Below are 19780 nucleotides of genomic sequence, written 5' to 3'. Positions count from 1 at the left end.
TGGGAGTGCTTTTGTTCGATCTTGGTGCGCTCACGGACCTTCCGCTCGCTCGAAGTGCCGTGAATCGTGATGCTGACGTCCGCGTCCGTCCCGACCTGTTCACCGAACTGGTGGGCGATCCCGCCTGCCGGGTGCTGCCGCTCTGGAATGGAAAGACGCTGATGAGCGGCGAGCGCCTCGCTCTCGCCGGAGCATCCGTCACCGATGACGCCGCATCCCTGTTCTACCTCGGCAGGACCGTCGAACAAGGCCCGGCGGCGGAAGCAGGCTCTCCGGTCATCGCCGCTCTGGTGACGGATGCCGGTGCCACGGCTCTCGAGCCGGATCCGGAACGCTGGGTCTCCCTCCGGGACTCCGGCGCTTCGCTCGAACCGGGAGATTCAGCGCTCATGACGGCTGCTGTGGCGCTGGCCAACTGGCACGGATCGACCCCCCACTGTCACCGGTGCGGTGCAGAGACACACCCTGAACTCGCCGGCTGGGCGAGGCGTTGCCCCTCGTGCAACACCCAGGTCTTTCCACGAACCGATCCCGCCGTCATCGTGCTCGTTCTGGACAACGACGACCGGCTCCTGCTCGGCTCGAACGTACTCTGGCCGGAAGGTCGCTATTCACTCCTCGCCGGCTTCGTCGAGGCAGGCGAGTCTCTTGAGAGTGCCGTCTGCCGCGAGATCGCCGAAGAATCCGGGGTGCGCGTCGAGAACCCGCAGTACCTGGGCTCGCAGCCGTGGCCGTTCCCCCGGTCGATGATGCTCGGCTTCTCCGCCCGCGTCGCCCAGGGCGAAGACCCGGACGCTCTCCTGCCCGACGGGGAGGAAATCGTCGATCTGCGCTGGCTCAGTCGCGAGCAGTTGCGCAGCGAAGTCGGCACGCTCCTTCTCCCAGGGTCGACGTCGATCGCCCGGCATCTCATCGACCTGTGGCTCGTCGCGGACGGCGGGCCGGATCTGGCAGAGACGGCACACCTCGCAGCGATCGAACCGGCTGATTCGCGGGCATGAGCGGAATCGAACCAGGCGACCTTCTCGCGGGTCTCGACGACGATCAGCGCGTCGCCGCTGAAGCGCTCCGCGGACCGGTCTGCGTCCTTGCCGGCGCCGGCACCGGAAAGACCCGGGCGATCACCCACCGGATCGCCCATGGCGTCGCAACGGGCACATACGCCGCCAATCGCGTCATGGCGCTGACGTTCACCAACCGTGCCGCGGCCGAACTCCGCTCGAGGCTTCGCCATCTCGGTGCCGGGGGAGTCGCTGCGCGCACCTTCCACGCGGCGGCTCTCAGCCAGCTCAACTATTTCTGGCCGCACACCGTCGGCGGCATCATGCCGGCACTCATCCCGAGCAAAGGCAAGATGCTCGGCCACGCTGCGGAGCGACTCCATCTCAAACTCGACACCGCCACCCTGCGTGACATCGCGGCGGAGGTCGAGTGGCGCAAGGTTTCCGGTCTGAGCATCGAACAGTACGCCGCGGCGAACCGACCGACACCGCAGAACCTCGCCATCGATCAGGTCGCTGACATGCTCAGAACCTACGAGGACCTCAAGGACGAACGCAGGCAACTCGACTTCGAGGACGTGCTCCTGGCCTGCGCGGGCATGATCCAGACCGAGCCGGCCGTGGCGATGCAGGTTCACGAGCAATACCGGTTCTTCGTGGTCGACGAGTACCAGGACGTCTCTCCTCTGCAGCAACAGCTGCTCGAACTGTGGATCGGGGGCAGGAACGACGTCTGCGTCGTGGGAGACGCCAGCCAGACCATCTACTCGTTCGCAGGCGCACGGAGCGACTTCCTCCTCGATTTTCCGTCGCGACACCCGGATGCCACCGTGGTGCGTCTGGAACAGAACTACCGTTCGACGCCGCAAATCGTCGATACGGCCAACCGGCTCATGCGCGGACGCCCGGGTGCGCTCAGCCTCCACGCCAACCGCGGTGCAGACAATCACCCGCTCCCGCAGATCACGAGCCATCCGAACGACATGGCTGAAGCGCGCGCCATCGCCCAGTCCGTTCTCGAGCAGATAGCCGCGGGGACCAAACCGGAGCACATCGCCATCCTGTACCGGGTCAATGTGCAGGCGGCAATGCTCGAAACCGCACTCGGCGATGCAGGCATCTCGTACCTGCTGCGGGGCAGCAAGCGGTTCTTCGACCTGCCCGAGGTTCGTCAGGCGATCATGGCGCTCCGCGGGGCATCCGTCTCGGTCACCGGTGAGCCGCTGTTCAAATCGGTCAGCGACGTCCTGCGCTCCCTCGGCTGGACGCAAGTGGCACCCGAGACCGCTGGGGCCGTTCGCGACAAGTGGGAGTCGCTCAACGCGATCATGGCCCTCGTCGATCAGGCGCCGCCTGGGACGACCTTCCGGCAGTTCACGGACGAGTTGCTTGAACGGCAGGCGGGTCAACACGAACCGACGGTGTCCGCGGTGACCCTTGCCACGCTGCACTCGGCCAAGGGACTCGAATGGGACGTCGTCTACCTGCTCGGACTCAGCGAGGGCCTCGTTCCGATCAGCTATGCCAAGACATTTGATCAGGTGGACGAAGAGCGGCGGCTGATGTACGTCGGCATCACGCGCGCACGGTCAAAGCTGTTCATGTCGTGGTCGGAACGCTCGGCGCGGTCGCCGCAACCCAGGGAACGGTCTCGTTTTCTGACAGAGATCGGCATCCGCACTCCGGGTGCGGCTGGTGCTCTGTCCGGCTCCCAGACACCCGGAACGCGTCGATCCTGAGCGACGCAGACACGAGGTCGTTCGAGCCGTCCACGATCCGCGCCGTCACGATCCGGGTCACGCGGGCGCACACTTCACTGATCAACGGCTCACTCTCCGCGAACGACGGCTGACCGAGCAGCTGGGATGCCATCGCGGGCCATGCGGCATCCGTATCGGTGCGTTCGCGCGCGAGGCAGTGCAGGCAGGGGCCGGAACCGGGTTCGACCAGAGGGCCGATCTGCACGCCGATGTCGGTGTAAACCACGGCCAGATGCGGCACGTCGAGGCTGAGCCAGCGCACATAGCGGCGTGGATCGATGACATGTGTCGACACGAGAACCGCAACGGCGGGCGGACCCGTTTCCGGCGTCGCCTCCGGAATACCGGACATCGCGAGGAGAGAGCGGATGCCGTCGGCCGTCTTTCCCTCCCCGTCGACGATCCAGCCGGGTACCTCCCTCTGCCGTTCCTCCGGTACGAGTGCCGGCGCGACCGCAGCGAGAAACGAATCGACCACAGACGGTTCCGCACCGACTCGTTCGGCGAGCCTGTCGAGCTGGAGGCGACTGGCGCCGGCCATGAGGGCGCCGAGCAGATGTTCGATCGCTGGAGTGACCTGCTCGAGTCGCGCGAGCGGGTGCTCGGCGCCGATCTGCAGGGACGTAGTGTTACGCCAGACGATCGGGTACCGGGGGTCGAGTCTGTAGAGCATGCCGGGAATCATGCCGCACCCGCCGAAACGGCGCGCGGATTTTCCACAGGTGCGGTCAGTAGCGGTTGGCTAGCCCCGAATAGTGGATGTATCCCGTCTGTGTGCCGACGCGGACCCGGTACCAGACGCGGACGCTGTCGATCGCTTCGACCTGGGTTCCGTATCCGATCGTCCGGAGAGCGCCGCTGCCGGGGCGGGAATACATCACGACGGGTTTCTGCACGTACATGTTCAAAACGGGATAGGAGGCCGCCGCGCCGAATGTCCCGTTGAAGTGCTCGTACACGACCCGTGATATTCGGGCGATGCCCGCCTTGGTGGCATTCCTGCTGCCGAGCACCGAGAGGACGTAGGTTCCGTTCGGGGCGTAAACGATCGCAGCGTCGTTCTCGACGACGCCCGATGACACCCAGAGCAGCCCGATCTTCGAACCGTGGGCGACCTTGGGGGGCAGACCGACGGCGATGCGGTTCTTCCACAGTTGCGTCTTCATCAGGGTGAGCATGTACTTCGTCGACGCCGGGCTCAACAGTGTGCCGCTCTCCAGCCGGGACAGGAGAAGGGAGAGGTCGTTGGTGCTGCTCGTCTTGCTGGAGTAGTAGGTTCCGTTGACATTCCCGGTGTAGTGGGTCCGGCTGTAGCCCTCGGCGGCGAACTGGCTGTTCAGGCTGGAGACGCCCATCAGATTGATCAGGTCGACGTGGCACGGGTTGTCGGAGATGTGAATTGCCACGCGCATGCAGTCGGCGACGGTGGTGCCGGAGGACGTGCGGCTCGAGAAGTACAACCGGCCCTGGTCCACCCGCTTCAGAGCGGCGTACACCGCGAAGAGTTTGATGGTGCTTGCGGGTTCTTTCATGTCGGCACCGCGGATGCTGACAGCGGTGCCGACTCCGGAGAGTTCACGCACGGAGACCGCGTACGAGCCGGGCAGTTTCGGCAACTCCGCGTTCAGGCGGGAGGTCAGGGTGGCGTCGGAGCTTTTCTTGGCTGCGGCGCAGTTCTGGAGGGCACCCACTCGATCGTTGAGCACGAGAGGGCCACCGAGCAGCGTGACTTCGGTCGGCTGAAGGCGGGTGGAGATGTCTGCAGCCACCGGTGCACTCAGGCACGCCCTGGGGGAGAGATACAGGGGGTTGCCGCGGTTACCGGCCAGTGACGCGCCGGCGAGGGCGTCGGCGAAGGAGCTTCCGACCGCAACGTGTGCGCGGGAGGCAGTGGGAAACGCCGCCTTGTTGATCGCGAGAGCGGTGAGATAGCGGTCCGCACCCGCCCGTCGGGCCACCGTCTTCCCTGACTGCTTCAGCGCCGCCTCGATACCGCCGGAGACGATCGCTGTCCCTCCGGCGATGATGGCAGTGGTGACGGAGGTCAAGGCGGTTGCCGTCGGCGGAGAGACCGACGGCTTCTTCCCGTCGACGAGGACGACGGGGGCCCCGATGGCTCCGGCGGCAGCCGAAGCGGCCAAAGCGTCCGGGTAGTCTGCGCCAGTTGCGACGTAGGCGGTCTTCGCCTGAGGGAATGCGAACTCGGCCACCAGCCGGGACGTGTCATAGCGGTCGGTGCCGGCGATCCTCGAGACTCGCGCTCCGAGCGCTGTGGCCGCTGCTGCAACCGCATCAGAGACGATTGCCGTGCCGCCCAGAATGACGACGGACGTTGGCTTCAACCGTGCGAGTTCCGTCTGGACAGCCGGAGGAAGGCCCGCCGCGGGGGTGAGGAGGAGTGGCGCGTCTGCCGCTGCCGCTGCCGGAGCGGCAGAGAGAGCATCAGGATAGTTTGCACCGGTCGTGATGTAGACCGTCGAGGCGCCGGCCGGGAACCCGGCCTTCGATATTTCGACGGCCGTACCGTAACGATCGGCGCCGAACAAACGGGTCACCGTCGGGGCCGCCGCCGCATGGGCGGCGGGGGAGGCGACCGAGGTCAGGCTCGGAGCAGCCACAACAGCGAGCGCGACGACAATGCCGATCCCGGCACGGCGAATGCGCGCCGAGGCTCTGGCTCTGGTGTTCGGGAGCGTTGTCATACCTTCATGAGGGTTGACCTCGACCACAGTTGTCTCCCCTCAGACGCTATCGATCATAACCGTGCGTCCGATCGCCGTCGGCAAGCGCGCACTGCGCGCCGACGAGCGGTGAAGCCGGCAGAGCAGCACGAGTCCTGCCGTCACGTCAGACGGCGGGGGGTGTTTCTTCGCCAGGACCGGACCCCGCTTCGCCGCGGAGCAGGTTTTCGAGAGCGGTGTCCATGTCGTCCGGTTCGGGGACCTCGCCGCGGGCACGAGCCTCCAGGCGCGCGATAAGTGCAGCAGGATCGTCGATGTCGCCGCCGGTCGGGATCACGTCGGGGTGCGACCAGAGGTCGTCCCGCGCGTCGTCACCGACGGCATCCGTGATCTGCTGCCACATCGCTGCGGCTTCGCGAAGTCGCCGCGGCCGCAATTCGAGGCCAACGAGGGTCGAGAACGCTGATTCAGCGGGACCACCTGTCGCGCGTCGACGGCGGACCATCTCGGCGATGGCATCCGCCTTGGGCAGACGCGAGGTCGCCCGGGCCGTCACCACGTCGACCCAGCCCTCGACGAGCGCGAGCGTCGTCTCGAGGCGCACGAGTGTGGCGAGTTGCGCGTCGGTCTTGGGTGGGATGAGCGAGCCGTCGACCATCGCCTGTCGCAGTTCCTCCGGGTTCGAAGGATCGAATCCTTCGGCGAGGCTTTCGAGGCGGTCGGTGTCGATCCGGATGCCACGGGCGAACTCCGTGATCGATGAGATGAGGTGAAGACGCAGCCAGCGGGCGTGACGGAAGAGCCTGGCGTGGGCGATCTCCCGCACAGCGAGATACAGGTGGATCTGATCCTCGGGGATGTCGAGACCCTCACCGAACGCCGTGACGTTCTGGGGGAGGATCGCGGCCTGGTTGTCGTCGAGGAGGGGAATGCCGATGTCTCCACCCGAGACGACCTCGGTCGACAGTTGTCCGACGACCTGGCCGAGTTGCATGGCGAAGAGGGCTCCTCCGATGCTGCGGAGAAGGGCGCCGGCGTTCTCCACCATGCCCTGGAACTCTTCCGGTGCCTGATCCCGGAGAACCCCGGTGAGAGCGTCGGAGATGCTTGTCGCGACCGGCTCCGCGAGTTGAGTCCATACCGGCATGGTTGCGCGGACCCATTCTGCGCGGCTGACCAGTCGTGGCACGCTCGTCAGCTCGCTGATGCCAGTGACGTCGTCGAGCCACAGCGCGGCGATGGAGAAGGCCTGGTCAAGAGCGGCGCGCTGCTCGGGGGAGGTCGAAACGGCGCCGGTCGTCGCGAGCGTGACCGCCTGATCGGTCGCCGCCTTCCAGTTGATGGAGCCGTCGCCAGCACCCTGGAGGGCGTTGCGAAGCTGGCTGATCATCGCGTTGACGGCTGCCGGATCGCCGGGCAGTCCGGCAGCTCCCGCAAGCTGGCTGGGATCGATCCCGGCGTTCCCGGCCAGGAACTGCCGCAGCATGTCGCGGAAATCGTCCTCGGGGTTCTTGTCGGATTCGTCGGGCACAGAGGCCACCTTTCAGACAGCATTCGGTTGCGGGATCTACGCTAGTCGGTGAACCCTTGAGATTCGCGTGGCTGCCCCTGGCAGGTGTCCGCCCGTCGCGAACAGACGAAAGGCACGATGAGTCTCTTCACCGATAACCCCGCCGGCACTGCACCGCAGGCGCTGTTCTCCGACGCCGAACTGGCGAGCATGGAGCGCGTCCGCCGCCGGCGAAACCGAGGCTGGCTGGCACTCGCGATCTCGTTCGTGCTTCTTCTCGGTCTTGCGCTCTGGCCGACCTCCTATGTGATCCAGCAGCCCGGGCCCGTGTTCAACACGCTCGGTTCGGTGGAGATCAAGGACGACGAGGTCCCGATGGTCACCGTCGAAGGGGCCAGGACATATGAAACCGCCGGCTCGCTCGACATGCTTACGGTGCAGGCGGTCGGTAACCGCGAGCAGAGGCCCAACTGGTTCGAAGTCGCGATGGCGTGGTTCTCGCCCAGCAAGGCGATCGTGCCGGTCGACGCACTGTTCCCTGAAGGAGTGACCACGGAGCAGCGTGAGGCGGAGAACGCCGCGCTGATGGTTGACTCGCAACAGGATGCCGTCGCTGCTGCCCTCTCCGAACTCGATTTCGAGTTCCCTTCTCAGCTCGCGGTGGGCCAGGTCGCCGATGGCGCGCCGGCAGAGGGCAAGCTCGAGGTCGACGACGAGATCCTCGCCGTCAATGGCACGGAGGTCTCCGACCTCAACTCCCTCCGCGATGCGATTGCGGCCAACGGCAGCGGTACTCCGGCGGACTTCGATGTCCGCCGCGGGGGAGACCCGGTGACGGTCGCCATCACTCCGGTCTCGGCCGAGTCTGCCGACGGCGAAGAGACATCCATCATCGGTATCGCGACGAAGGTGCTCTACGACTTCCCGGTCGACGTCACGATCCAGCTCGACAACGTCGGCGGCCCGAGCGCCGGGATGATGTTCGCGCTCGGCATCATCGACAAGATGACTCCCGGCGAACTCAACGGAGGCGAGAACGTCGCGGGCACGGGAACGATCGACGCGCAGGGCGTCGTCGGCCCGATCGGGGGAATCCGGCAGAAGCTGTTCGGTGCGGTCGACGCGGGAGCGGACTATTTCCTGGCGCCGGAGGCCAATTGCAACGAAGTCGTCGGTCACGTGCCCGACGGCATCCGCGTTCTCAGCGTTGCGACGCTCGACGACGCACTGACCGCTTTGGAAGCGGTCGCCGATGACAGCGGGATCGATGCGCTGCCCACCTGCGAGCGGCCGGAAGGCAGCGGCTAGCTCACAGCTTCCAGTGCCCGGACCCCCGTAGACTTGACGGTGAACCCCGAAAACTGACAGAGGCCACACGTGACATCCGCATCATCAGCCAGTTCCACTCCCAACCGCAGCCGAGCCCCGCTCGCCATCACCGCAGCCGTCGTGGGGGTGCTGGTGGTCGCGTTCTTCATCTTTGCGGGGTTGTATTCCGACTTCCTCTGGTTCGCCCAGTTGGGCTTCGCCAACGTTCTGACCACGCAATGGATCGCCTCATCGGTGATGTTCGTGATCGGCTTCGTCGGCATGGCGCTTCCGGTCTGGGCGAGCATCATGCTCGCCTACCGCCTCCGGCCGGTCTACGCCAAGCTGAGCAGCCAGCTCGACCGTTACCAGGAGCTCGTCGAGCCTCTCCGTCGCCTCGCCACATACGGCATCCCCGTCGTTCTCGGTCTGTTCGCCGGTTTCGCGGCAGCCACCCGCTGGGAAGTCGTCCTCATGTGGCTGAACCGGACTCCCGTCGGTGAGACCGACCCGCAATTCGGACTCGACGTCTCGTTCTACTTCTTCGAGCTTCCGTTCTTCCGTGGCCTCGTCGGCTTCGCGTCGGCCGTCGTCCTCCTCGCAACCCTGCTCACCATCGCGGTGAGCTACCTGTACGGTTCGATCCGGGTCTCCGGTCGTGACCTGCGCATCTCCAAAGCGGCGCGGATCCAGATCGCGATCCTCGCAGGTCTCTACATCGCGCTGCAGGCTGTGTCGATCTGGCTCGACCAGTACGTGACGCTCAACCAGACCGGTGACCTGATCACCGGTGCAAACTACACCGACGACAACGCGACCATCCCCGGACGGGTCATCCTCGCGGGCATCGCCGCTCTCGTCGCGGTGCTCTTCCTCGTCACCGCGTTCATCGGGCGCTGGCGCCTCCCGGTCGTGGGAACAGCGCTTCTCCTCGTCGCAGGGCTCCTCGTCGGCACCGCCTACCCGTGGGTCGTCCAGCGCTTCCAGGTCGACCCGAACGCCAAGACGCTCGAGACGCCCTACATTCAGCGCAACATCGATCTCACCCGAGATGCATACGACGTGGCGGATGTCGAGGAGATCCCGTACAACGCAACGACGGATGCCGCCGAGGGCGCTCTGCGTCAGGACGCTGAGACCACGGCATCCATCCGTATCATCGACCCCGCGCTCGTCAGCCCCTCGATCTCGCAGCTCGAGCGGTTCAAGAACTACTACTCCTTCTCGCAGGACCTCGACGTCGACCGATACCAGATCGATGGTGAAAGCCAGGATGCCGTCGTCGCGCTTCGTGAACTGCGGCAGGATCCCGAAGACACCTGGGTGAACAACACCTTCGTCTACACCCACGGATATGGTCTCGTCGCCGCCTACGGAAACCAGCGTTCCGTCGACGGTCAGCCGGTCTTCCTCGAATCCGGGATCCCGACATCCGGTGACCTCGGCGACTTCGAGCCGCGTATCTACTTCGGTGAGGCGTCACCGGAGTACTCCATCATCGGAGCCCCGAAGGGGAATAAGCCGGTGGAGCTGGACTACCCGTCCGGCGAGGAAGGCGAGTCGGAAACCTACAACACCTTCAAGGGTGACGGAGGGCCGAAGCTCGACACGATCCTCAACAAGTTGGTCTACGCACTGAAGTTCCAGTCGGAGCAGATCTTCCTCTCGGATGACGTCACGAGCGAGTCGCAGATCATCTACGACCGCGACCCCGCCACCCGTGTGAAGAAGGTCGCGCCGTACCTGACGCTCGACTCCGACCCGTATCCCAGCGTGGTCGACGGACGTGTGGTCTGGATCGTCGACGGTTACACCACGTCCGATGCTTACCCGTACTCGCGCACGGTAGGCCTGTCGACGGCGATCAGTGATTCGGCGACCAACAACCAGCGGTTCGCGCTCGACGACATCAACTACATCCGCAACTCGGTCAAGGCGACGGTCGATGCTTACGACGGTTCGGTGACCCTGTACGCCTGGGACACCGAGGACGCCATCCTCAAGACCTGGCAGAAGATCTACCCGTCGACTCTCGAGCCGATCTCGAAGATGAGTGGCGACCTGATGAGCCACGTCCGGTACCCCTCGGACCTCTTCAAGGTGCAGCGCCAGATCCTCGGTCAGTACCACGTGACCGACGCAGGTAAGTTCTACTCCAAGACCGACGCCTGGTCGACTCCGGCAGACCCGCAGTCCGACGCGGCTGAAGCCGAGCTTCAGCCGCCGTACTACCTGACCATGCAGATGCCGGGCCAGGAGTCGCCGTCGTTCTCCCTGTACTCGACGTTCGTGCCGCGGGGAACGGGTGACAGTGCGTCCAGCGTGCTCACCGGTTACCTCGCTGTGGATGCAGACGCCGGAGCCGAGGACGGCAAGCCCGGAGACGATTACGGCAAGCTGCGACTTCTGACCCTGCCGAAGGACGTCACCGTTCCCGGTCCGGGACAGGTGCAGAACGCGTTCAACACCGACACCGAGGTGTCATCCCTGATCAACCTGCTGAAGCAGGGACAGTCGAAGGTGCTCAACGGTAACCTGCTGACCCTGCCGGTCGGTGGCGGTCTGCTCTACGTCCAGCCCGTCTACGTCCAGTCGACCGGTGAGACGAGCTACCCGCTTCTGCAGAAGGTGCTCGTCGCGTTCGGTGACCAGATCGCGTTCGAGGACACCCTCGACGAAGCTCTGGACTCGCTCTTCGGTGGAGACTCCGGAGCAAGCGCCGGTGACGGCAACACGCCCGACACGGAGAGCCCGGACGCTCCGGATGCTCCGACCGAACCGGACACCGGTGAGGGCGAAGACCCCGGGACCACAGACCCTGTTGCCGACCAGGAGTTGCGCGAAGCGCTGGCTGCTGCGAAGACAGCGATGGACGAGAAGGCAGCAGCACTGGCCGAGGGTGACTGGGCAGCGTACGGCGAGGCGGACGCCCGCCTGAGCGACGCTCTCGCACGAGCGCTGGCTCTGCTCAACCCGTAGCCGACGCGATAACGTGGGGCGCATGACCGAGAATTCGTCAGGCGCCCCACTTCGCGTTAATCTGCGTTCAGGAGAATGGCTCGAAGCCAACCGGGCGCAGTGGGACGAGCGCGTACCCATCCACGTCCACAGCGACTTCTACGATCAGGGGCTACTTCGCGCGGGTGCCGGTCGCCTCACTCCCATCGACGAGGTTGAGCTCCAGGCGCTGTTCCCCGGTGACGATGGACGATTCGACCTCACCGGGAAACGTGTGCTGCACCTGCAGTGCCATTTCGGGGCCGACACATTAGCGCTCGCCCAGCGCGGCGCATCCGTCATCGGTCTGGACTTCTCGATGGCGGCGGTCCGTGAGGCCCGCACCCTCGCTGACGAGATCGGACTCGCTGACCGCTCGCGCTTCGTCGCGGCGAACATCTACGACGCGAGGCACGCGCTGCCGGAACCCGACTCGTTCGATCTCATCTTCACGACCTGGGGAACCATCGGCTGGCTGCCTGACGTGGGGGAGTGGGCGCGCATCGTCGAGTGGTTCCTCAAGCCAGGTGGGTCGTTGTACTTCGCCGACAGCCACCCGTCAGCGCAGGTTTTCGATGCCGATCCCGACGAGCCGAATGCGCTGCCGGTGTTCCGGTATCCGTACGCCCAGACTGAACCGGACATCTTCGACGACGTCACGGACTACGCCGACGAGTCGGCGGTGCTGGAGAACACCAGGACGTGGGAGTGGATGCACCCACTCTCCGAGGTGATGACGTCTCTTCTCGACGCCGGGCTGCGAATCGACCGCCTCGCCGAACACGACGAACTGCCGTGGCGGATGTTTCCGTACCTGGTTTCCGTCGGAGACGGAATGTACGGCTGGCCAGAGGACCGCTGGTTGCCTCTCGCGCTGAGCCTCGTGGCGGCCAAGCCCGCCTCATGATGAGGCCGCGACGTTCGCGTCGATGGATCGACGGCGCGGATTGGCGCCCATCATTTATCCGTGCTAGAGTCATTTCTTGTGCCGCGGGGTGGAGCAGTTCGGTAGCTCGCTGGGCTCATAACCCAGAGGTCGTAGGTTCAAATCCTGCCCCCGCAACAGAGAAGGCCCGGAATCGTTGAGATTCCGGGCCTTTTGCTTTGTCGGGGCTCCAGCCGCGTTCTCGCCGCAGGCTGCCGCCACACTCATCAGCTGCGAAGGTAAGAAGCCCCGTTGGCATCGAGGATGGCGCCTGATGACCACGCCGCCTCTGGCGAGGCAAGCCAGAAGACGGCCGCAGCGATTTCCTCCGGGGTCCCAACGCGCCCGAAGGGGCTTTGCGCGCGGAGCACGTCGCCATCCACCCCATCGAGCTTGCTGAGCTGGCGGGGCGTGGCCACGAAGCCGGGGGCGACCGCGGTGACTGAGATCGCGTGCGGTGCAAGTGCGACCGCCAGTGACTGCCCCAGTGCGTGCAGGCCGGCCTTGCTCGCCGCGTAGGCCGGGAACTCGGGTTCGCCCCTGAAAGCACCCCGCGATCCAACGTTGACGATTGCGCCAGGGGCCTTCCGCTCGATGAGCTGCCTCGCGAACGCCCACGCCAGATCGGCTGCACCGATGAGGTTTACGTCGATCATCCGCCGAAAGGTGGCGGCCCAGTCGTCGTAGTCGACCTCGCCGATGACATGCCGGTTCTCGGCAGTTGGCGCGATGCCGGCATTGCACACGAGGACGTCCAGCAGCCCGACCGCGGTCGTCGCAGCGGCAACGATATTCAACGCTTCGCCCGGTTGGCTGAGGTCGCCCTCGATCGCAGCGTGCCCGTCGCCCGGGAGCGAGCGAAGCGTCTCTCCCGCGGCGTCCTGATTGCTGGCGTAGTGAACAACGACCCGGTCGCCGGCCTGGGCGAAGCGGAGCGCTACTGCGGCCCCGATTCCCGTCGAAGCGCCGGTAACCAGAACCGCTCTCAACTACGCCGCTCGATTGACCGCTTGGCCTCCAGGAGGCTCGCGTACGTACCGACCGCTTCGCTGCGTCCGTTTCTGGCGACGTAGGCCCGCGGCGAAACCTTCTCGATCATGCCGATGAAGTCGCCTGCGGTACTGCCCACCCACAGCCCGGTCGCTACGGGTACCCAGACGGCGCTGTCGGCCTTCTGCGGCCGCGAAGGGGTACGGATAGCTTCGATGGTCATTCGTCGCTCCTGAGTAGAAACCAATCGCCAGCGCAGTCATGGACGACCGGTGATTCAGCTAATGGTTACTTACAGCAAACGCGATAGAGCTGACGTTAACAAGGGCTTGACTTCACAGCGACAAAACGGAGCATCAGTGTTCGTGGGGCCGCTGGTCGGGGTGCGGCGCTGGATGCTGAGGGTTGCTCTCCGGAGCGCGGCCCGCCGTCGGTTGGTGGGATCCATCCTCGCCGAAGACGACAAGGCCATGAGCGCTGTTGGCCGAAGCGGTGAGCTCCGCGATCCACTGGCGGTTGATCGTCGGGGGCCTGCTGCCCCAGAACTTGAAATACAGCGGGATGGAGGGGTGCAACCAGACGGAGCTTCGGCCGTTGCCGATACTGACGGCATCCTTCCAGGAGAGCAGGAAGCTCTCGCCGCAGCGCAGCTTCTGCACGATCACGATTTGGAGGTGTGCAAGGAGCCGGTCGTCGAACTCGACAATGACGCCGTCGTAGGTCAGGGTGCCCATGTCCGCTGCTTTCGTCGGTGGCCCGATCGGCGACCTCGCGAGCGGATCGCCGTCGACCCGTCACTTGTGTCAACGGGTAGTGCGATCATTGCCGTTTCGGTGGCGGATGGCAAGCGAAACGCACCGAGCGTGCTGTTCGTGACGAGAAGCGGGAGAAACTAGACGGTTACGCCGCGTTCGCGCAGGAACGGTGCGGGGTTGGTGTGTTCCCCGTTCACCGCGACCTTGAGGTCCAGGTGGCACCCGCTGACGACGCCGGTCGCTCCGACCTCTGCGATGACGGTGCCGCCTTCGACGACGTCACCGACGGACACGGAGTACGAGCCGCTGAGAAGATGACCGTAGATCGTCTGAAGACCGTCGCCGTGATCGATGATCACGCGGTTTCCGAATGCGCCGGCATTTCCGGTGAAGCTGACGGTTCCGGTCGCAGCAGCCTTGATCGGTGTGCCACAAGCTCCACCGAAGTCCATTCCTTCGTGGAACGAGCTCGAGCACCCGGCGCCGTTGCAGATGAGGCCGCGAGGACCGTACTTGGAGGTGATCTCTCCTGGCAGCGGGCGCCACCAGCCGCTGGTCGACGGCGCGAGGTAGCCGGCAAGCGCCGAAGCGCTGTCGTAGATATAACCGGCTGCTGCGTAGGTCTGCTCAAGCTCTTCAGCGCTGGTCGCCGAGTATCCGTCGCGCTCGACTTCGGCAAGAGTGACATCGTCACTGACGGTGAAGGACTGCGCAGCCTTCGCATCCGTGGTGAGTGCGGCGTTCGCATTGGCGATCTGAGCCGTCGAGCCGGTGCCAGGCGAGAACGCGTAGGCCGGGAGGGCGACAGTACCGAGCAGCGCGGGGATAGCGAGAGCAATGATTGCGGGTGATCGAAGCGAGCGCCAGCGAGCGGGCCGGGGCGCCGAGGAGTGTGCGCGGAAGGCCGAGGCAGGCACAGGTGCCGAGTCGGCCACCGTCGTCTCGCGGAAATGCGGACGGTGAATTCCACTGGTCGGCGCGATGAAGGCTGCGGCAACCGAAGAGGGGGCGGCGTCGAACGGGGCGGGGCTGACGGCATCCGCTGGCGTCTGCTGTGCGTCTGCTTCGGGCATCTCCGGGGAGGCCGACGGCGCCTGGTCGATCGCTTCGTCCATCGGGTCGGCCCACACGGGTACCGGTGGGATGGCTTCTTCGACGACGGGGACGTCTTCGGGTGCGGTGGGGCGCTCCGCCTGGACGGCGGCGCGCGCATCGCGGCGGCGGCGCAGGGGCGTCGGCTCAGGGACCGCGATGTGCATCGCTTCTGCCTGAGGCTCGGTCTGGGCGGTCGCTGCACGTTCGCGCAGGCTACGGCGAGTAACGGGCTCGGATGGCGTAGCGGCGGCTTCGCGGGAGGTTCGCCTGTCACGTCGGGTCAAATGACCGTTTCCTGACAGGGAGTCACCAGCGTTCGCCAAAGTACATTCTCCGAAAGCCCGCAGCGACATGGGTCATGACGCTGCCTCGTCCTCAGCAAGAGGGGAACCGCGTAAGGGACGAGGGGGGCACCTCACGCGCGTCCTTCGGCTCCGGGTCGAGCCAATGGGACTCCCTAGACACTACGCGAATTGAACCGATTTTTCATCCTGAGTTGAGGGAAGTTAACAAATTGGTAACGCCCCAGGACGCAAAAACCCGGCGTAATTGCATACAAAATGCGCTAAATGCCACCCGGTATGGGATCACGCGCAAGAATCGTGACAATTCCTCGTGAACGTCGCGCCGGTGAGCACTGCGTCATCCATGCGAATGCACAGGTTTTTCCAAGCCCTCACGGCCCGGGTCGGCCCCGATCAGGACTTGCGTGCGGCCGCCTGCTTGGTTGCATCTGCCTCGCTCAGGAGGTGTAGCCCGCGCGGGCCGAAGGAAGAATCAGCGAGCACTTCGAGCCACTGGCGGTTCAGTTCCGGGGTCTTGCTGCCGACGAACCTGAACTGGATCGGAATCGCTGGGGACACCCACACCGAGACGCGACCGGAGCCTTCTTCAGGGGTGTGTTCCCAGCTGACGAAGAATCCCTCCTGTCGCCGAAGCTTCGAGCCAATGACGATCTTGAGGTGCGCGAGGGCCCTGTCGTCAATTTCATATTCCGTGCCGTCGCCGTAGACCAGGTATCCCATGCACTCATTCTGCACGAGAACTGAGCACTCTCGCGCCAAGCCGAGCCGACAATTCTTTTCGCGTGTTGCCTAAGCTGGGGCGATGACCGAACACGCGCCCATCGGAATCGCTGTCGCCCAGTTCTCGCCGGAGGCCGACGCTGAGGCAAATCTGTTCGCCATTCGCGCTCTCGCGGAGCGCGCGGTCGAGCGCGGGGCATCCGTCGTGGTCTTCCCCGAGTATTCGAGTTACTTCAGTGATCCAATGGGACAGGACCTGGTCGATCATGCCGAAGCTCTCGACGGGACGTTCGTCGAAACCCTCGCCGGTCTGGCTCAGGAACTCAGCGTCCATGTGGTCGCGGGGCTCGTTGAACGCACCGAGGACGCGTCGAAGTTCGCAAACACGATCGTCGTCCTGTCGCCCGAGGCTGAACTGGTTGCCCGATACCGGAAGCAACACCTGTACGACGCTTTTGGTCAGAAGGAAAGTGACTGGGTCGTGCCCGGCGCTCTCGATGAGCCCGAACTGTTCGAGACCGGTGGTCTGCGGTTCGGAATCCAGACCTGTTACGACATCCGTTTTCCTGAGGTGACACGCCGAATTGTCGACGCCGGAGCAGACGTCGTGCTCGTTCCAGCCGAATGGGTGCGTGGGCCGCTCAAGGAGCACCACTGGCGCACCCTCGTGACCGCGAGGGCGATCGAGAACACCGTCTACCTCGCCGCTGCCGACCACACGCCGCCGATCGGCGTGGGGAACAGCATGGTGATCGACCCCACGGGCACTCAGATCGCCGGGATCGGAATCGAAACGGATGTCGCCGTCGGCTTCGCATCCGGCTCGACGATCGCACGTGTACGCGCCGTCAACCCGGCGTTGGAATTGCGCCGGTTCTCCGTTGTGCCAAACGACGCCCGAGACGTCTAGATCCCTAGGGAGTTCCAGGACGAAGAGCGGAAAGCCGACGCGCAGCTTCTTCCAACACCGGTCGTTTCTTACAGAAGGCAAACCGGACAAGCGAACGGTAGCTCTCGTGCCGGTCGCGATTCACGAAGGCGGTAACGGGCACGCCCACCACTCCGGCGAGGTGTGGGAGCCGCCTGCAGAAATCCGCTGCGTCCGTCACTCCCAGTGCCGAGGCATCCGCCACGATGAAATAGGAGGCGCTCGGCAGGGAGAGCGCGAAGCCAGCGTTCCGAAGGCCCGCAGCAAGAATGTCGCGTTTTGCCTGCAGTTCAGCAGCGGCGCCATGGAAGTACGCGTCAGGCAGTCTGAGGCCGGTCGCCATGGCGGGCTGGAACGGAGCACCGTTGACGTAGGTGAGGTACTGCTTGACCGTCGTTATCGCTGAGATCAGGTCCGCGGGTCCGGTGGCCCAGCCGGTCTTCCAGCCGGTCGTGTTGAACGTCTTCCCTCCCGAGGAGATCGTCACGGTTCGCTCCCACGCGCCGGGGAGCGAGGCGACCGGGATGTGAGCCGCGTCGTAGATGAGGTGTTCATAGACCTCATCGGTGACGATGATCGCGTCGTGGCGGTGGGCGAGTTCCACAATCAACTCGAGAGTTGCCCGATCGAATACCGCGCCGGTCGGGTTGTGCGGGTTGTTGACCAGGATGATCCGAGTGCGGTCCGAAACCGCATCGCGGAGGTCATCATGGTCGGGCTGGAAGTCCGGCCATTGGAGTGCAACCGTGCGGTGATCCGCGCCGGAGAGCCCGACGAGCCCGCCATACGCGTCATAGAACGGCTCGAAGGTCAGAACTTCGTCGCCCGGCTGGACAAGAGCAAGGATGGCCGCGGCGAGGCCCTCGGTAGCGCCGGCGGTGACGAGCACGTCGGTGTCCGGGTCCATTTCGAGCCCATAAAACCTTTTCTGGTGTTCGGCGATGGCGAGACGCAGATCGGGGAAACCGCGGCCCGGCGGGTATTGATTCACGCCATCGCTGATCGCCTGTCTGGCAGTTTCGAGGACGGCGGCTGGTCCGTCTTCGTCTGGAAAGCCCTGCCCCAGGTTGATCGCTCCCGTCTCCACGGCGAGAGCACTCATCTCCGCGAAGATCGTGGCGGCGATCGAACCGTCCGGTTTGAGGAGTCCTGCTCCCGCCGCAGTTCGTTGCCAGCCTCCATGCTCGAGCATCCGCGCTCCCTCCGATCCGGCGTCACCGCCTGAGGATCCAAGGCTAGTCGCGAGCCCAACTGATCTGTGGATAACCCTCCCGCAACACCACCGGACTGTTCTACTCTGTCGCCATGAGTGCTCGGTCGGCGCAACCCCGACGGATGCCGCGGCGCAGCACCGCGGTCGCCGTCACGTGCCTGCTGGCCGCATCCCTCGTCGGCTGCACTCCGCCACCGACCGCCCCTCCCACCCCCACGTCGACGGCGATATTCGCGTCGGAGGAGGAGGCGCTCGCCGCGGCGACGGATGTTCTAACGCGGTATAACGCAGCATTTGACAAGGCAAATTCTGCTGGCGCCAAGAATTGGGACGAGCTGGAGGAGCTGGTAACGCAACAGCACTTAACTGAACTCGAAAAACCCGGTGTGATCAACTCCAATGGTTGGCACACGAAGGGGGTATCAACTTTCTCCGTGGTGAGCGTGGCTTCATTCGAATCTGGCGAAAGCGACAGTTCGATCGCTCTCAACGTCTGCCGTGACGTCTCCGGTGTGCGGGTCCTTGACGCCTCTGGTCAAGATGTGACTCCGATCAACAGGCCCGACTCCGTTCCCTTGGTTGTCTCCTTAGTGACATCCGATAGTGAGCCTTCTTCACTCCTGGTAGCAAAGGTCGACACATGGCTGAATCCCGCATCCTGTTAGGTGTCGTATCGCTCGCGGTCGCGATCCAACTGATCAGCGGCGGGGCACTTGAACCGGCGACTGCAGCTGCTTGTGACGTGCAAGATAAGGTCTCTGGGTTCTGCTCCGAGGGCGGCATCGACGGCGGCGACGCCGTCATTCGCGGTGACGGGATTGTCGACGGGGGTAACGGTGGCGGAGGAGGCGACACCGATGGGGAAGATGGGGGACGCGACACCGATGGTGGGAACGGTGGAGGAGAGGACGTCATCGATACGTCGATGCGATGCACGTCCTGCGTCGAAGTCAGTGATGCGATCACCCTGAGCGATCTTGCAGCGTTCCGGCCGCTCGCACCGAGCTTACGTATGGAGCCAGACGGCTGGATGCTCGTCGGTCTACCGGCGAACTTCATCGTCGGTACCCGCACGCACGTGGTCTCGGGGACACTTTTCGATCACGCGGTGGATGTCCGTTTCACCCCGTCGAGCTATTCGTGGTCGTGGGGCGACGGCACTTCAACGAGGTCGAGCGTGCCGGGCGCGACGTGGTCGTCGCTCGGATTGCCAGAGTTCTCAACGACCCCCACCAGTCATGTGTTCGATGAGAAAGGGCTCTACCGGGTGTCTGTGACTGTGTCGTACACCGTGGAATTCCGGGTCGCGACGCTGGCGTGGCGCAGTATTGCAGGCACCCTTCCCGGACCGGCCACCGTCGTTGCCGCGGTGGCCGGCACGGCGAAGACGGTGCTGGTGGATCGGGAATGTACACGAAATCCGAGCGGACCCGGGTGCTGAGGGGATCTGGCTACGCTGGGTGGTGATCGCGGTGCTGAGCACCAGCCGCGGGTAACGGCAGGATCGCGGTCGCGCCCTAGTTCGTTCACAGAGTGCGCATAGTCAACGCCCAGCTTGACCGTGAAAGCTGGCTTTGCTTGGAAGGAGCACC

16 protein-coding genes, 1 tRNA gene and 1 pseudogene are annotated in these 19780 nt (G+C 64.8%); 9 read left to right on the top strand and 9 right to left on the bottom strand.

What is annotated here, in order from left to right; translation table 11 throughout:
- Nucleotides 1-59 precede the first annotated feature (59 nt).
- Together nudC and D9V29_RS09835 are read left to right on the top strand one after the other, a co-directional pair.
- Entirely contained in the window at nt 60-1001 is a 942-nt protein-coding gene (gene nudC, locus D9V29_RS09840) for an NAD(+) diphosphatase (protein WP_229790503.1), read from the top strand.
- Nucleotides 998-2740, top strand: coding sequence for an ATP-dependent helicase (locus tag D9V29_RS09835; RefSeq protein ID WP_121673140.1), 1743 nt, complete (start codon nt 998-1000; stop codon nt 2738-2740). The genes nudC and D9V29_RS09835 overlap by 4 nt, the downstream gene beginning before the upstream one ends.
- Here D9V29_RS09835 and D9V29_RS15140 read toward each other — a convergent pair.
- From D9V29_RS15140 to D9V29_RS09820, 3 genes and pseudogenes are all read right to left on the bottom strand, one after another.
- Nucleotides 2676-3113, bottom strand: a pseudogene (locus D9V29_RS15140) (TOMM precursor leader peptide-binding protein); the annotation flags it as partial. The gene D9V29_RS09835 and the pseudogene D9V29_RS15140 overlap by 65 nt on opposite strands.
- A 376-nt stretch (nt 3114-3489) precedes the next feature.
- Nucleotides 3490-5463 (bottom strand): cell wall-binding repeat-containing protein, encoded by a 1974-nt coding sequence (locus D9V29_RS09825; RefSeq protein WP_121673138.1) that lies wholly within the window; start codon nt 5461-5463, stop codon nt 3490-3492.
- 145 nt (nt 5464-5608) lie between these two features.
- Nucleotides 5609-6973, bottom strand: a complete 1365-nt coding sequence (locus D9V29_RS09820) for a zinc-dependent metalloprotease (protein ID WP_373294826.1) — start codon at nt 6971-6973, stop codon at nt 5609-5611.
- Between the two features lie 189 nt (nt 6974-7162).
- Here D9V29_RS09820 and D9V29_RS09815 point away from each other — a divergent pair, with 189 nt between their 5' ends.
- The 4 genes from D9V29_RS09815 to D9V29_RS09800 all read left to right on the top strand — a co-directional run bounded on the left by D9V29_RS09815 (nt 7163) and on the right by D9V29_RS09800 (nt 12320).
- Nucleotides 7163-8260 carry a YlbL family protein gene (locus tag D9V29_RS09815; protein ID WP_121673201.1) on the top strand — a complete coding sequence of 366 codons (1098 nt, stop codon included), beginning with the start codon at nt 7163-7165 and terminating at the stop codon, nt 8258-8260.
- 69 nt (nt 8261-8329) lie between these two features.
- Complete coding sequence (locus D9V29_RS09810) at nt 8330-11239, top strand: UPF0182 family membrane protein (RefSeq protein ID WP_121673137.1); 2910 nt, start codon at nt 8330-8332, stop codon at nt 11237-11239.
- A gap of 22 nt (nt 11240-11261) precedes the next feature.
- Nucleotides 11262-12164 carry a class I SAM-dependent methyltransferase gene (locus D9V29_RS09805; protein ID WP_121673136.1) on the top strand — a complete coding sequence of 301 codons (903 nt, stop codon included), beginning with the start codon at nt 11262-11264 and terminating at the stop codon, nt 12162-12164.
- A gap of 82 nt (nt 12165-12246) precedes the next feature.
- A tRNA-Met gene (locus tag D9V29_RS09800) sits at nt 12247-12320 on the top strand.
- Between the two features lie 89 nt (nt 12321-12409).
- On the opposite strand, the gene D9V29_RS09795 is transcribed toward D9V29_RS09800, so the two are convergent.
- From D9V29_RS09795 to D9V29_RS09775, 5 genes are all read right to left on the bottom strand, one after another.
- Entirely contained in the window at nt 12410-13171 is a 762-nt protein-coding gene (locus D9V29_RS09795) for an SDR family NAD(P)-dependent oxidoreductase (RefSeq protein WP_121673135.1), read from the bottom strand.
- Nucleotides 13168-13395, bottom strand: coding sequence for a hypothetical protein (locus D9V29_RS09790; protein WP_121673134.1), 228 nt, complete (start codon nt 13393-13395; stop codon nt 13168-13170). Before D9V29_RS09790 ends, D9V29_RS09795 begins: the two co-directional genes overlap by 4 nt.
- A gap of 133 nt (nt 13396-13528) precedes the next feature.
- Entirely contained in the window at nt 13529-13906 is a 378-nt protein-coding gene (locus D9V29_RS09785; protein ID WP_229790504.1) for a DUF7882 family protein, read from the bottom strand.
- 158 nt (nt 13907-14064) lie between these two features.
- Nucleotides 14065-15186: a M23 family metallopeptidase gene (locus D9V29_RS09780; RefSeq protein WP_183084973.1), complete on the bottom strand. Its 1122-nt coding sequence runs from the start codon at nt 15184-15186 to the stop codon at nt 14065-14067.
- Nucleotides 15187-15720: 534 nt separating this feature from the next.
- The gene (locus D9V29_RS09775) at nt 15721-16047 is read right to left on the bottom strand and encodes a DUF7882 family protein (RefSeq protein ID WP_121673132.1); all 327 of its coding nucleotides are present in this window, start codon (nt 16045-16047) and stop codon (nt 15721-15723) included.
- An 82-nt stretch (nt 16048-16129) separates the two neighbouring features.
- Here D9V29_RS09775 and D9V29_RS09770 point away from each other — a divergent pair, with 82 nt between their 5' ends.
- Nucleotides 16130-16957 (top strand): carbon-nitrogen hydrolase family protein, encoded by an 828-nt coding sequence (locus D9V29_RS09770; RefSeq protein ID WP_121673131.1) that lies wholly within the window; start codon nt 16130-16132, stop codon nt 16955-16957.
- Between the two features lie 4 nt (nt 16958-16961).
- On the opposite strand, the gene D9V29_RS09765 is transcribed toward D9V29_RS09770, so the two are convergent.
- Nucleotides 16962-18167: an aminotransferase class I/II-fold pyridoxal phosphate-dependent enzyme gene (locus tag D9V29_RS09765; RefSeq protein WP_121673130.1), complete on the bottom strand. Its 1206-nt coding sequence runs from the start codon at nt 18165-18167 to the stop codon at nt 16962-16964.
- Nucleotides 18168-18280: 113 nt separating this feature from the next.
- On the opposite strand from D9V29_RS09765, the gene D9V29_RS14940 reads away from it, so the two are divergent.
- Both D9V29_RS14940 and D9V29_RS14935 read left to right on the top strand, forming a co-directional pair.
- Complete coding sequence (locus D9V29_RS14940) at nt 18281-18853, top strand: hypothetical protein (protein WP_183084972.1); 573 nt, start codon at nt 18281-18283, stop codon at nt 18851-18853.
- On the top strand, nt 18829-19629 hold the full coding sequence (locus D9V29_RS14935) for a hypothetical protein (RefSeq protein ID WP_183084971.1): 801 nt from the start codon (nt 18829-18831) through the stop codon (nt 19627-19629). Before D9V29_RS14940 ends, D9V29_RS14935 begins: the two co-directional genes overlap by 25 nt.
- Nucleotides 19630-19780 lie beyond the last annotated feature (151 nt).

Source organism: Mycetocola manganoxydans (assembly GCF_003667545.1).
GTDB classification, from domain to species: Bacteria; Actinomycetota; Actinomycetes; order Actinomycetales; family Microbacteriaceae; genus Mycetocola_A; species Mycetocola_A manganoxydans.
Note: the sequence above shows the minus strand (reverse complement) of the source record. Positions and strands in the feature narration are given on the sequence as shown.

Excerpts from the sequence above, each read along its gene's own strand:
- D9V29_RS09835 (WP_121673140.1), top strand. The coding sequence starts at position 998 with ATGAGCGGAATCGAACCAGGCGACCTTCTCGCGGGTCTCGACGACGAT.
- D9V29_RS09780 (WP_183084973.1), bottom strand. The coding sequence starts at position 15,186 with ATGCACATCGCGGTCCCTGAGCCGACGCCCCTGCGCCGCCGCCGCGAT.
- D9V29_RS09785 (WP_229790504.1), bottom strand. The coding sequence starts at position 13,906 with ATGGGCACCCTGACCTACGACGGCGTCATTGTCGAGTTCGACGACCGG.
- D9V29_RS14940 (WP_183084972.1), top strand. The coding sequence starts at position 18,281 with ATGAGTGCTCGGTCGGCGCAACCCCGACGGATGCCGCGGCGCAGCACC.
- D9V29_RS09765 (WP_121673130.1), bottom strand. The coding sequence starts at position 18,167 with ATGCTCGAGCATGGAGGCTGGCAACGAACTGCGGCGGGAGCAGGACTC.
- D9V29_RS14935 (WP_183084971.1), top strand. The coding sequence starts at position 18,829 with ATGGCTGAATCCCGCATCCTGTTAGGTGTCGTATCGCTCGCGGTCGCG.
- D9V29_RS09775 (WP_121673132.1), bottom strand. The coding sequence starts at position 16,047 with ATGGGATACCTGGTCTACGGCGACGGCACGGAATATGAAATTGACGAC.
- D9V29_RS09770 (WP_121673131.1), top strand. The coding sequence starts at position 16,130 with ATGACCGAACACGCGCCCATCGGAATCGCTGTCGCCCAGTTCTCGCCG.
- D9V29_RS09805 (WP_121673136.1), top strand. The coding sequence starts at position 11,262 with ATGACCGAGAATTCGTCAGGCGCCCCACTTCGCGTTAATCTGCGTTCA.
- D9V29_RS09825 (WP_121673138.1), bottom strand. The coding sequence starts at position 5,463 with ATGACAACGCTCCCGAACACCAGAGCCAGAGCCTCGGCGCGCATTCGC.
- D9V29_RS09790 (WP_121673134.1), bottom strand. The coding sequence starts at position 13,395 with ATGACCATCGAAGCTATCCGTACCCCTTCGCGGCCGCAGAAGGCCGAC.
- D9V29_RS09815 (WP_121673201.1), top strand. The coding sequence starts at position 7,163 with ATGGAGCGCGTCCGCCGCCGGCGAAACCGAGGCTGGCTGGCACTCGCG.